The organism is Ignatzschineria sp. LJL83, from assembly GCF_054871845.1.
Window position 1 is genome coordinate 238270 of record NZ_JBTXLY010000001.1, and the last position, 15354, is coordinate 253623.

General features: G+C 37.4%; 3 protein-coding genes. All 3 read left to right on the forward strand.

Features of this window, described 5'->3' with window-relative positions:
• Positions 1 to 221 precede the first annotated feature (221 nt).
• The 3 genes from ACYSN2_RS01020 (at position 222) to ACYSN2_RS01030 (ending at position 15273) form a co-directional block, all read left to right on the forward strand.
• Positions 222 to 1439 (forward strand): DUF819 family protein, encoded by a 1218-nt coding sequence (locus ACYSN2_RS01020; protein WP_461748390.1) that lies wholly within the window; start codon positions 222 to 224, stop codon positions 1437 to 1439.
• A gap of 389 nt (positions 1440 to 1828) precedes the next feature.
• Positions 1829 to 10108: an ESPR-type extended signal peptide-containing protein gene (locus ACYSN2_RS01025; protein ID WP_461748391.1), complete on the forward strand. Its 8280-nt coding sequence runs from the start codon at positions 1829 to 1831 to the stop codon at positions 10106 to 10108.
• Between the two features lie 266 nt (positions 10109 to 10374).
• On the forward strand, positions 10375 to 15273 hold the full coding sequence (locus tag ACYSN2_RS01030; protein ID WP_461748392.1) for an ESPR-type extended signal peptide-containing protein: 4899 nt from the start codon (positions 10375 to 10377) through the stop codon (positions 15271 to 15273).
• Positions 15274 to 15354: the final 81 nt, after the last annotated feature.

Genomic DNA, 15354 nt, shown 5'->3' on the forward strand with positions numbered 1-15354 from the left:
GAAGAATAGAAGAATAGAAGAATAGAAGAATAGAAGAATAGAAGAATAGAAGAATAGAAGAATAGAAGAATAGAAGAATAGATACATTATCAATCAGTGAAACCTTGGATATATCCTTGAAACATTCTAATACCACCGTCAACAAATTAATAATGAAGTATCAAATATATATAGATGCATATAGATATATAAAATATTATAAATAACAAAGGAGAGAGATTATGAAAACCCTTATTTCCGCAGATCAGTCACTCATTTTATTAGCATTCTTATTTGTCGCAGCTTCGGTATCGATTATTGTGGAGCAGCGTTATAAATGGTCGGCAAAAGTTCCTGGTGCCGTGATTGCCTTAATTATTGCCATTAGTTTTTCCAGTTTTAATATTATTCCAACAGATGCAGCGGTATATGATGCTGTATGGACTTATGTTGTGCCGATCGCAATTCCACTACTTCTATTTCAAGTGAATGTTAAAAGTATTTTTACAGAAAGTCGCCGATTGCTGATTATTTTCTTGATGAGTTCGATCGGAACAATGATCGGGGTATTCACGGCTTTCTTTATCTTCAAAGATTGGATTCCAGAACTTAATAAAATCAGTGGAATGATCGGCGCGTCTTATATTGGTGGCGGAGTAAACTTTGCGGCAATGACAGCAAAATTAGAACCATCTAAAGATATGGTGGCTTCTACCATTGTTGCCGATAATCTTATTATGGCACTCTATTTTATCGTGTTATTAACGGTTGCGAGTATGTCATGGTTTCGTAAGCGCTTTAAAACGCCATTTATTGATGCAGTTGAAAAAGAAACAGATAATAGTGATGAAAATCCGGCAGCAGCATATTGGCAACCTCGCAATATTTCTTTAAAAGATATTGCCATCAATATGGCGGCATCTGTATTGATTGTTGCAGTATCATTTACGTTAGCAGGTTGGTTAAAACCGCTTCGTGGGATGGCAGATAATATTGTATTAGAGATTCTCATTAGTTTTATTACAGATCCTTACTTAATTTTAACAACACTGACTTTTTTAGTAATTTTTTGTTTTCAAAAACCCTTTCAAAAGCTTAATGGAAGCCAAGAGTTAGGTACGTATATGATTTATCTATTCTTTGTCGTCATTGGTATCCCGGCATCTATTCCGTTAATTCTGCAAAATGCACCATTACTTCTACTGTTTGTTGTATTGATTATGTTTATTAATTTAATCGTAAGTCTTGTATTGGGGAAGCTCTTTAAATTCTCTTTAGAAGAGATCTTATTGGCTTGTAATGCAAACGTCGGAGGACCAACAACAGCTGCGGCAATGGCAATCAGTAAGGGATGGAGAACATTAGTAGGCCCCATTTTAGTTATTGGAACAGTTGGATATGTTATTGGAAATTATGCCGGAACGATTATTTATATTATTACAACAAAGATGATCTCTTAAATAACTAGGATGATTTGATCTGAGATTGGCTTTTAAGAGATTATTTATCAATCAGTTAAATTATTGTTTTATAGCTATATAAATTACATAAATCCCGACAGGGAAAATATTGAAAAGCGCATTGGGAGATATTCTCTAATGCGCTTTTATTGTTTTGAAGGCAGATAGCTTAGCACTAAATAAATTTACAAAAATCAATATATATATTATTATCTAATCATTATATTATATTATTACAAATTAATGTAAATACAATTCATAAAATATTCATTGATTTCTGTATTGTTAGTTTTTTAATAAATAGTGTGATTTGATAGGTTTTTATTGATCCTTTTTATACTAAAAACCTATTCCGTCGTATTGAAATTTACGGTTTTTATAGGTGAGCTATGAATAAGGTCTATAAAGTTATTTGGTGTAATGTCCGTAATACGTATGTTGTTGCGTCGGAATTAGCATCTCGAAAGAAATCTAAAAGTAGTAAATCAATGATCACGATTTCTGCTAAGAAAAGATCAGCATTGTTAGCAATGCTTATTAGCGCATCTTTATCGCCGGGATTACTCTATGCAGAAACAGCCTTGCCAGATGCTGAAACAGTAGAAATAGATTTTATAGCAGAGCAAAAAGTGGAACAAAAGCAGGATGAGAAGAAAGACTTGGAAGAGAAATTGGTAGAAGGTCCTTCCAATTTAAATTTCCTTATGATTGATAACTCATTAGTGAATGTCACTTCTACAATTATACCTTTTTCAGAGCCAGAGCCAGAGCCAGATCCAGATCCAGATCAAGATCCTAGTGTAATTCTAACTTCAGTTTTAGATGATACTTATATTCAAATAGGAAAAGAGGCATCAGTAATTCCGATTACAGGAGGGATAGCTATAGGACATAAGAGTGAAGTTACAGGGTCAAATTCTATAGCTTTGGGGAATGAAAGTGTTTCTAGTGGGACGGACAGCATTGCCATTGGTACTGGCGCAAAAGCTACCTCGACAAACTCGGTTGCTATTGGAACAGGCTCTTTTGCAAATAAGACTAATACTGTTTCCTTTGGAACGGTAGGTAATGAACGTAGGTTAGTTAATGTAAAATGGGGAGAGTTAACAGAGTCATCTACTGATGCAGTAATAGGTTATCAACTACGTTCGTTGATTGATGGATTGACTAAGAATGTTATCGGTATAGAGGCTATATTGGCCACAGTAGATGATCAGACTGGGAAGGTTAGCCTTGCCACGGATTTTTCAAGAGCTTTAGGCGCAGAGATAGTAATTCCAACGGTTAATGATGGTTTTAAATATCTAACAAAGAGAATAGATGGATTAGGATCAAGTGATTCACTTGTGATTCTTGATGGAAATCAGCTTATTTTTGATGATGAACTGACATCTAGTGCAGATGTTTTCAATGTATCGAATACAGATGAAAAAAGCGGAATTGTATCTACACGTAAAATCACGGGATTGACAACAGGAACGGTTAGTTCTAATTCAACAGATGCGATTAATGGCGCTCAGCTGTTTGAAAGTAATAGTGCGATCGCCAAAGCATTTGGCGGTGATGCTACTTTGGATGCCGATGGTAATATCACAGCTCCGGAATATGATCTCAATAAAACTGGTGAAAAAGATACCGCTAAAATCTTTGATAATGTTGGTTCTGCATTGGATGATCTGAGTTATCGCTCTTATACCAATGCCGATAATATCAAAACTAATACTGATAACATTGCCGGCAATATAAAAAATATTGAGGAGAACAAAGCGCTCATAGATCAGAATATTACCAATATTGAAGCCAATAAAACCAATATCACCAACAATACGACAGAAATTAATAAATTCAAAGATGGTACCGCGGGCTTAGTGCAGCTCAATGGATCGACAATTGTGATCGATAATACAATTGCGGGTAAAGCGACCCATTTTGATATTTCCAATAATGGTGAGGCAAGAACCTTTACCGGCGTTGATAAAGGGAAAATTCAAGCATCTTCTTTAGATGCCATTAATGGTTCGCAAGTTTATGGTATTAGTGACTCCATCGTTAAGGCTCTTGGCGGTGGTGCATCTGTAAAATCTGATGGCACAATTTTGAATCCTACTTATAAATTTTTAGGTGTTGGGGAATTTACCAATGTTGGTGATGCTTTGAGTAGCCTCAATATAAGAGTAGGTAGTAATACAACGGGTATTAGCCTTAATAGTAATTCGATAAACCAGTTCATTGCAGGACAACTCGGCTTGCTTCAAGTGGGTGAGAAAGCAGGTGAAACGACTATCTTTATAGATAATATGATTAGTGCTAAAGCAGGTGTGTTTGATATATCGAATGAGGATAGTCAGCGAACCTTAACCGGCGTTAAAGACGGTTTAATTGCCGATAATTCAGTAGATGCCATTAATGGTTCTCAAGTTCATGGTATTAGTAACTCTATTGCCGATGTTTTTGGCAGTGGTGCTTATGTGGATTCTGATGGGAAGATAACAGCGCCCATATATAAGCTTTCTGGTGGATTGTTTGATAATGTGGGATCTGCGTTAGAAGCTATTGATAATCAGGCGCTTACAAATTCCTATGATATTGCAGACAACAAAACACAAATCGATATTCATACAGGTGATATTGCTAAAAATACGGCGGATCTACAGGATACGAATACACGGTTAGAAAAAAGTAATGATTCTATCGCCACAATTCTTGGAGGTGGCGCAAAGGTCAATGCCGACGGTTCCATTGAAGCGCCAAGTTATCATTTAGTAAATAAAGATACTGGTCAATCTGAAAGCTTTAATGATGTGGGTTTGGCATTAGCGAATGTGGATGGACGAGTGACCAATATTGTCGGTGGTATTCAGGATATTACGAACGGTACTGCGGGCTTAATACAGCTCAATGGCTCGACAATTGTGATCGATAATACAATTGCAGATAAAGCGACCCATTTTGATATTTCCAATAATGGTGAGGCAAGAACCTTTACCGGCGTTGATAAAGGGAAAATTCAAGCATCTTCTTTAGATGCCATTAATGGCAGTCAGCTTTATACAACGAATAAAACTGTCTCAGATGCACTTGGTGGGGGTTCTACATTAGATGCTGATGGGAATATTACAGGACCGAAATATAACCTTAATAATGTGGGGGAAGATGAGGCTCATAGGATCTTTAGTGATGTAGGTACCGCTTTAGCAGATCTCAGTTTTAGAGGGTATAACAATGAGACAAATATTTTAGATAATAGTGTGTCTATTAAGAGATTAAATGAGGGTAAAGCCGGAGTAATGCAAGTAGTTGCTGATGGGGCAAATGTTGCTGTTCGGATATCTAAAGACTTTGATCAACATGTTTTTGGAATGAGTATTGATAAGGCGGATGGAACCGCTCGATATTTAAAAGGACTTGAAAAAGGAGAAATCTCTTCTGATTCTACGTATGCAATCACAGGAGCTCAGTTATATTTAACCCATTCATATTTAGTGCAGGCATTAGGTGGTGGCACGACATTAGATGCCGATGGCAATATCACGGCACCGAAATATGATCTCAATAAAAGTGGCGAAACAGACTCAACGAAAATCTTTAATAATGTTGGTTCTGCATTGGATGATTTGAGTAATCGAACTTATACCAATGCTGGCGATATTCAAATTAACAAAGATGCGATTAAAAATCTGCAATTAGGTACCGGCGGTTTAGTGAAACTCAGCGATGATAAACAAACCATCATTATTGATAATAAGATGGCGGATCAAGCGACTAGTTTCGATATCTCCGGCACAACTGGCGATCGTACATTAACGGGCGTTGCTATTGGAAAAGCATCAAATGATGCCGTAAATGTATCCCAGCTCAAAGCCTCAACTGAGCTATTAGGAGGCGGAGCGACAGTCGATGCTGATGGGAATATTAAGGCACCGGAATATGATCTGAACAGAACGGGTGAAAATGACACCACTAAAATCTTTGATAATGTTGGTCTTGCATTGGATGATCTAAGTAATCGAACTTATACCAATGCCGATAATATTGAGATTAATACCGGCAATATCAAAATTAATACCGACAACATTGCTGGTAATACAAAAAATATTGAGGAAAACAAAGCGCTCATAGATCAGAACGTTATTAATATTGAAACCAATAAAACCAATATTTCTAACAATACGACAGAAATTAATAAATTCAAAGATGGTACTGCGGGCTTAGTGCAGTTCAATGGCGCGGAAATTGTGATCGATAATACAATTGCGGGTAAAGCGACCCATTTTGATATTTCCAATAATGGTGAGGCGAGAATCTTTACCGGTGTTGACGCTGGCTCGATTGAGAAAGATTCCAAAGATGCCATTAATGGCAGTCAACTCTATGCGACGAATAACACTGTATCCGAAGCGCTCGGTGGCGGTTCTACATTAGATGGAAAAGGAAATATCACTGCACCGAAATATGATCTCAATAAAAATGGCGAAACAGACTCGACGAAAATCTTTAATAATGTGGGTACCGCATTGGATGATCTAAGTAATCGAACTTATACCAATGCCGATAATATTGAGATTAATACCGACAACATTGCCGGTAATACAAAAAATATTGAGGAGAACAAAGCGCTCATAGATCAGAATGTTATTAATATTGAAACCAATAAAACCAATATTTCTAACAATACGACAGAAATTAATAAATTCAAAGATGGCTCTGCAGGCTTAGTGCAGCTGAGCGATGATAAACAAACCATCATTATTGATAATAAGATGGCGGATCAAGCGACTAGTTTCGATATCTCCGGCGCAACTGGCGATCGTACATTAACGGGCGTTGCTATTGGAAAAGCATCAAATGATGCCGTAAATGTATCTCAGCTCAAAGCCTCAACCGAGCTATTAGGAGGCGGAGCGACAGTCGATGCTGATGGGAATATTAAGGCACCGGAATATGATCTGAACAGAACGGGTGAAAATGACACCGCTAAAATCTTTGATAATGTTGGTCTTGCATTGGATGATCTAAGTAATCGAGCTTATACCAATGCCGATAATATTGAGATTAATACCGGCAATATCAAAATTAATACCGACAACATTGCCGGTAATACAAAAAATATTGAGGAGAACAAAGCGCTCATAGATCAGAGTATTACTAATATTGAAGCCAATAAAACCAATATTACAAACAATACGACAGAAATTAATAAATTCAAAGATGGTACTGCGGGCTTAGTGCAGTTCAATGGCTCGGAAATCGTGATCGATAATACAATTGCGGGTAAAGCGACCCATTTTGATATTTCCAATAATGGTGCGGCAAGAATCTTTACCGGTGTTGACGCTGGCTCGATTGAGAAAGATTCCAAAGATGCCATTAATGGCAGTCAACTCTATGCGACGAATAACACTGTATCCGCGGCGCTCGGTGGCGGTTCTACATTAGATGGAAAAGGAAATATCACTGCACCGAAATATGATCTCAATAAAAATGGCGAAACAGACTCGACGAAAGTCTTTAATAATGTGGGTACCGCATTGGATGATCTGAGTAATCGAACTTATACCAATGCCGGTAATATTGAGATCAATGCTGGCAATATTCAGATTAACAAAGATGATATTGCAAACCTGAAATCGGGTGGCGTTGGGTTAATTCAATTAGGTAAAAATAGTAACAATGAAACGATTATTCAGATTGATAATCAAACAGCCGGTGATGCGAACATTTTTGATATTTCTAATGGAAAGGATAAGGATGGAAATCCTGTGACCCGTATGCTCACGGGCGTTAAGGATGGTTTAATTAAGAACGGTTCTAGTGATGCTATTAATGGTTCTCAAGTTTATAATATTAGTGACTCTATTGCTAAGGCTCTTGGCGGTTTCTCTTCTGTAGATGCCGATGGGAAGGTTACGGTGTCGTATAAGCTTTCTGGTAGACCGTTTGATAATGTGGGCTCTGCGTTAGAATATATTGATGATCAAGTGTTTACAAATTCCGTTAATATTGCAGACAACAAAACACAAATCGATATTCATACAGGTGATATTGCTAAAAATACGGCGGATCTACAGGATACGAATACTCGCTTAGAAAAAAGTAATGATTCTATCGCCAAAATTCTCGGAGGCGACGCAAAGGTCAATGCCGATGGTTCCATTGAGGCACCGAGTTATAATTTAGTGAGCAAAGATACCGGTCAATCTGAAAGCTTTAATAATGTGGGTTTGGCATTAGAGAATGTGGATGGACGAGTGACCAATATTGTCGGTGATATTCAGGATATTACTAAGGGTACTGCGGGCTTAATACAGCTCAATGGCTCGACAATTGTGATCGATAATACAATTGCGGGTAAAGCGACTCATTTTGATATTTCCAATAATGGTGAGGCAAGAACCTTTACCGGCGTTGATAAAGGGAAAATTCAAGCATCTTCTTTAGATGCCATTAATGGCAGTCAGCTTTATGCCACGAATAAAACCATATCAGATGCACTAGGTGGTGGCTCTACATTAGATGGTGATGGCTATATCACAGCACCGAAATATGATCTCAATAAAACCGGTGAAAGTGATACCGCTAAAATCTTTAATAATGTGGGTACCGCATTGGATGATCTGAGTAATCGAACTTATACCAATGCCGGTAATATTGAGATTAATACCGACAACATTGCCGGTAATACAAAAAATATTGAGGAAAATAAGGCGCTTATAGATCAGAATATTACCGATATCGATACTAACAAGAGCAATATTGCTAAAAATATAGAGGATATTAAGGATACGAATATACGGTTAGAAAACAGCAATGATTCTATCGCCACAATTCTCGGAGGCGACGCAAAGGTCAATGCCGATGGTTCCATTGAAGCACCAAGTTATAATTTAGTAAATAAAGATACCGGTAAATCTGAAAGCTTTAATAATGTGGGTTTGGCATTAGCGAATGTGGATGGACGAGTGACCAATATTGCCGGTGATATTCAGGATATTACTAAGGGTACTGCGGGTTTAGTGCAGCTCAATGGCTCGACAATTGTAATCGATAATACAATTGCGGATAAAGCCACAAGTTTTGATATTTCTAATGGAAAGGATAAGGATGGAAATCTTGTAACCCGTACATTCACGGGGGTTAAGGATGGCTTGATTGAGAAAGATTCTAGTGATGCAGTCAATGGTAGCCAAATTCATGAGATCAATACCTCGATTGCCGATGCATTAGGCGGTAGTGCAGTAGTGAACGCAGATGGTACGATTTCAGCACCGGAATATGACTTTGATATACATGGTAAATTCAATAATGTTGGTGATGCTCTTGGGAATCTTGACTCACGAGTAAATACTAATAGTGATCTCATTAATAATATTCAAGGCGGAACAGCGGGTTTGATTATTTTAAATAATGGACAGATCCGAGTGAATAATACTTTAGCGGATGATCGTTATATGATCTTTAATTTCTCAAGTGGAAGTGGTGATGCTAGAGTTTTGACGGGTGTTGCTAATGGATTAGTTGAGAAAGATTCAAAAGAGGCTATCAATGGCGGTCAGTTATATGATGGTAATCAATCAATTGCCGATGCTTTAGGAGGAGGCTCTAAAGTAAATTCAGATGGAACGATTGAAAAGCCAAAGTATGAACTCAGTGATAAAAATGGCGATAAGCAAGAGTACGATAATGTCGGAGATGCTTTAGGAAACCTTGATGATCGACTTGATGGATTAGGAGATACGGTTAAAGATCTTGGGGATAAAGTAGCAGATAATACTGGTAAAATTAAAGATTTAGGCGATAAAATCGATGGTATTACTGATGGAAGCTCTGGATTGATTCAAATGGATAAAGATAAATCGACCATTGTCATTGATAATGATATTGCTGGTGGTGCGGATAAATTTGATATCTCTAATAAGGATTCAGATAGAACCTTAACGGGCGTTGCCGATGGAGAGATCAAAGAGGGATCTTCAGATGCGGTTAATGGCGGACAATTAAAAGGATCTTTAGATAGCTTGGCAGATATTCTTGGGAAGGGGGTAACGGTAGATGATAAGGGATATGTGAGTGTTCCTGATTCTACGTTTAATTTAGGGCAAGATGATTTAACGATTGATGGTGCTTTGAAGTATCTGCAAGGTCAGATGGAAGCTGGTGAAGGTGGAATATTTGGGCTAGATCGAGATAAGAACCAGATTATTATCGGAGATAGAGATGGTGTTGATGCCGATACAAAAGTGAATTTTGGAGATCGAGTCGTTACGGGAGTTAAAGATGGAGCTGTTGAAAAAGGTTCCACAGATGCTATTAATGGCGGGCAATTATGGGATACGAATCAAAAAGTCGAATCCAATACTCAACAGATTACTCATATTAATAACACGTTAAATCATTATAATACTCGCATTAACAATATTGAAAGAAAAGTGCATGATAATCGCAAGGTTGCGAGCGCCGGTATTTCAAGTGCGATGGCAATGAGTTCCATTCCTTATATGGAAAGTTTGAAATATTCATTTGGTATGGGAGCGGCATCATACGATGGGCAATCGGCCATTTCGATGGGGTTAACCTATAAAATAGGAACGGATGCACGATTTAAGATCCAAGGATCGTACGATTCTCAAAATAAAGTGGGAGTCGGTATTGGTTTTGCGATTGGGTTTTAACTTCAATTTAAATAAAAAATTATATACAATATAGATATTTAATCATTATAAATAACAATGAACTAATCCATTTTATCTAGGGATAAGATGGATTTTTTATATCTGATTATAAAGGATGTGATTGTAAATATTTAATTAATATAGATTTACAACTCTTTCATTTTATTGATTATCTAGTTAGTAAAGTATCTCTATCAAAAAAAAATAAAAAATGTTCTAGATCAGCATGTTGTCTAGAAATATTCATTTGATAGAGGAACTAGGCAATGAATAGAATATATAAAATCGTTTGGTGTAATGTTCGCAATACATATGTAGTCGCGTCTGAATTAGCATCTCGAAAAAAATCTAAAAGTAGTAAATCCATAATCACGATTTCTGCTAAGAAAAGATCAGCATTGCTAGCAATGCTTCTTGGTGCATCTTTAGCACCGGGGTTACTCTATGCAGAAACAACTTTATCATCTGAAGAAATTTTAGAAACGAATCTTGTAGCAGAGCAACAAGTTGAACAAAAAACAGATGAGAAGATGGGATCAGAAGAAAAATCTGAAGAAGATAAGGCAGATTTGTTTACTGTAAATTCCCTTGTAGTTGATAGCTCACTATTCCAAGAGAATTCTCCGATTACCCCTTTTTCAACCCCAGTTTTAAATGACACCTATATTCAGATAGGAAAAGATGCATTTGCACAATCGGCTGTCAATGCAAGGGCTATAGCTATAGGATCGGAGAGTAAAGCTACAGGGGAAAATTCTATTGCAATAGGAAATAATAGTAAGGCTACTGGAACCGGTAGTATGGCTATTGGTACAGGAACAGAAGCTAGCGCGAGCAACTCTATTGCTATTGGAACAGGTTCTGTTTCCAAGACGACGAATACGGTTTCCTTTGGGAATGATACTCTTAAGCGTAAGTTAGAGAATATCGCAGCAGCAGAACTCACCAAGGATTCTTATCAGGCAGTAGCAGGTTATCAATTATATACAACAATCGATGCGATAAATAACGCCATTGGTCGTGAAGCAATGCTTGTCAGAATAAATGACGAAGGGAGCGTTTCTTTTGGCATAGAGTTTAATAAGGCCTTCGAGACCAGTCAAAAGATCTCATCAGTTTATGAGGGCTTTGCATTTTTAACAGAAAGAATGAATGGATTAGGTTCGCCATTAGTGAAGCTTGATAACAATCAACTGGTTTTTGATACTGTATTAGCATCTGGGGCTAATATTTTCAATGTCGCTAAGAGAAATGAGGAAGGTGGAATAGTATCGACACGTAAGATCACAGGTGTCTCCAATGGATTAGTCAATGCAGATTCCACAGATGCTATTAATGGCAGTCAGCTCCATGAAACCAATGAACGCGTGACTGAGAATGAAGGTAAAATCACGATGATTGAAGGGGATATTACCAATATTACCGGAGAGATTACGGAGATTGGCGATACTATCTCGAATATCGACGGTCGTGTGACCGTGAATGAAGGGAAAATCACGACGATTAAGGAGAATATTACCAATATTACCAGTGGTAAGGCAGGACTTTTCCAATTAAGTGGCGATGATTCTGAGCTTGTGATTGACAATGATTTAGCAAGTAAGGCGAAAGTATTGAATCTAGCGAATGGTACAGAAACTCGGAAGATTACAGGCGTTACTGATGGAGTATTAGATGTGGATTCCACAGATGCTATTAATGGTAGCCAACTGCATGCGACAAATCTTATGGTGGAAGACAATACTAAAAATATTTTAGAGAATACAACCAATATTGCGAATAATACTCAAAATATTACGAATCTTGAAAACAAAACCGGCGAAAGCTTAAAAGGGATCTCAGAAGCATTCGGAGGAACAGCGGTATTTGATGCTGATGGGCAACTCACTGGCGTAGAGTATCAAGGGGCATTAAACTCAGAAGGAAGCTTAGATAGCGTCTACAAAGGCTTTGAGTATGTAGGAGGCCAACTGGATGCTACGAATCTTGTGGTCGAAGGCAATACTAAAAACATTCTGGAGAATACTACTAATATTGCGAATAATACTCAAAATATTACGAATCTTGAAAATAGAACCGGCGAAAGCTTAAAAGGGATCTCAGAAGCATTCGGAGGAACAGCGGTATTTGATGCTGAAGGTAAACTCACCGGTGTGGATTATCAAGGAGCATTAAGAGCAGATTCAACAATAAGTAATGTTTATGATGGCTTTGCATATGTTGGTGACAAGTTAAATAACATTACAGCAGGAACAGCAGGATTGCTGAAATTGAATGAGGACGGTACAAAGCTTATTATCGATAATGCTATAGCTAAAGATGCATTGATTTTGGATATCACAGGGAAAGATGGAGATAGAACCTTAACAGGTGTAGCGAATGGCATCGAGTTAAATGATGCAGTCAATGTTGCACAGTTAAAAGCATCCACAAAACTATTGGGTGGCGGTGCTGATATCGATGATAAAGGGCAAATTATTGCTCCAAAATATGATCTTGCCGATGGGGAATTTAATGATGTGGGCTCGGCATTAGAGAATATTGATGGTCGTGTGACGAATGTGGATAAACGCGTCACCAATATCGATGCTCGAGTGACAGAGAATACAACGACCATTAATAAAATTGAAGGGGATATTACTAATATCACCAACGGTACTGAAGGATTAGTACAGTTATCAAAAGATGCTGAAGGCAATGTTAACGGTATTGTCTTTAATAATAATTTAGCAGAAGATTTTGATTTCAATGTCGCTGGCAAAACAGGAGAGCGTAAAATTACTGGCGTAAAAGAAGGTGATGTACATGCAAAATCTACAGATGCCATTAATGGTAGCCAGCTCAATGCAACGAACCAATCTATTGTGGATAGTTTGGGCGGTAAAGCCGAGTTAAATCCAGATGGGACCATTAAAGGGCCTACATATCATCTCACGGATAATAGTGAACACAATAATGTAGGTGATGCGATCACGAATATTGATGGTCGAGTAACGAAGAATACAACGACTATTAACAACATTGAAGAGAATATTACCAATATTACCGGCGGTAAGGCAGGTCTTGTACAATTAAGTAAGGATGAGAAGACGATTGTTTTAGATAATACTTTGGCAAAAAATGCGGATGTATTTGATATTTCAGGAGTTGAAGATACTCGTACTTTAACAGGGTTGAGTGAAGGGCTAATTGCCGATAACTCAACAGATGCGGTTAATGGTAGTCAACTTCACGCAACGAATCTTGCGGTGGAAGATAATACTAAAAATATTCTTGAGAATACAACCAATATTGCGAATAACACTAAAAATATCATCAATCTTGAAAACAAAACCGGTGAGAGCTTAAAAGGGATTTCAGAAGCTTTTGGGGGAACAGCGGTATTTGATGCCGAAGGTAAACTCACTGGCGTAGATTACCAAGGAGCATTAAATTCAACGGAAAGCTTAGATAGTGTTTATAAGGGTTTTGAATATGTGGGAAGCCAATTAACGAATGTAACAGAGGGTAAAGCAGGCTTATTGCAATTAAACGAAAATGGTACCGAGCTTGTGATTGATAATGACTTAGCGAGTAAGGCGAAAGTATTGAATCTCGCTAATGGTGCTGACACTCGTAAAATTACCGGTGTGTCTGATGGATTAGTAAACTTAGAATCTACAGATGCTATTAATGGTAGCCAACTTTATGTAACGAATAAATCTATCGCAGATAGTTTAGGTGGCGGTGCGCAGTTAAATCCTGATGGCACGATTAAAGAGCCTGAGTATGAATTTAAAAGTGGAATAAAACACACCAATGTTGGTTCGGCATTATATGATTTAGATGATCGAGTAAGTTCTATTAATAATGGGACGGGTGGGTTGATGATTCTTCAAGGTGGTCAGATTCGTGTTAATAATTCATTAGCAGGAACAACCTATAATATCTTTAATATTGAAGATTCTGAAGGAAATGCACGAACATTAACAGGTGTTAAAGAGGGCAAGATCAGTTCCGATTCTAAAGATGCAATTAACGGAAGCCAACTTCATGATACCAATGAGAATGTTGCTAATAACACTTCAAATATCGGCTCGATAGCAGGCTCATTGGGTGGGAACGCTGGGATAGATAAAGATGGTAACTTTAAAAATCCTGAATATGTATTTAAAGATGGAACGACTCATACAGATGTCGGATCAGCCTTAGGAGATCTTGATGGTCGAGTGACGGATAATAGTACTCAAATTAAAAATATTGGTGATAAAGTGACGAATATTGAAAATAATGTGGGTGGTATTACCAATGGAACCGCAGGATTAATCCAAATTGGAAAAGATAAAGCAGGTAATACAGCAATTGTGGTTGATAACACGTTAGGGAATGCTAAAGATGCTGGCTCTTTTGATATTTCTAATGGTGAGAAAGATAGAACCTTAACAGGAGTTGCTGATGGTGCTGTTAATAAGGAATCATCAGATGCTATTAATGGTAGTCAGCTGTATGGATCGATGGATAGTTTAGCGAATATTCTAGGAAAAGAGGTAACGGTAGATGATAAGGGGTATGTAAGTATTCCTGATTCTACGTTTAATCTAGGGCAAGATGATCTAACGATTTCTGGAGCATTACATCATCTGAATAATCAATTAACTTCTGTTACGGCTAATGGTGGGGGATTATTTTCTTTAGATAGAGAACATAATCAGATTATTCTGACTCAGAATAATGATATAAAAGCTGATACGAAAGTTAACTTTGGAGATAGAGTGATTACAGGTGTAAAAGATGGAAAGATTGAAAAAGGATCTTTAGAGGCTGTAAATGGCGGTCAGTTGTGGGAGACAAACCAGAAGGTTGAAAGTAATACCCAACAGATTAATCATATTAATAACACTTTAAATCATTACAATACTCGTATTAATAATATTGAAAGAAAAGTTCAAGAGAACCGAAAAGTTGCAAGTGCGGGTATTTCAAGTGCGATGGCAATGAGTTCAATTCCTTATATTGAAAGTACTAAATATTCATTTGGAATGGGAGCAGCAACGTATGATGGGCAATCTGCGATATCTATGGGATTGACCTATAAAACGGGTGAGAATTCTCGTATTAAAATACAAGGTTCATATGACTCACAGAATAAGGTAGGTTTAGGTATTGGTTTTGCATATGGTTTTTAGACCATAACTACTTGTACTATGTAGCTTATTCTTTTTAAGACACCATTCTGAAGAAATTCAGGATGGTTTTTATTTATTGAG

Bases quoted from the DNA above. Each gene is read 5' to 3' on its own strand.
- ACYSN2_RS01020 (WP_461748390.1), top strand. From the start codon at position 222: ATGAAAACCCTTATTTCCGCAGATCAGTCACTCATTTTATTAGCATTC.
- ACYSN2_RS01025 (WP_461748391.1), top strand. From the start codon at position 1,829: ATGAATAAGGTCTATAAAGTTATTTGGTGTAATGTCCGTAATACGTAT.
- ACYSN2_RS01030 (WP_461748392.1), top strand. From the start codon at position 10,375: ATGAATAGAATATATAAAATCGTTTGGTGTAATGTTCGCAATACATAT.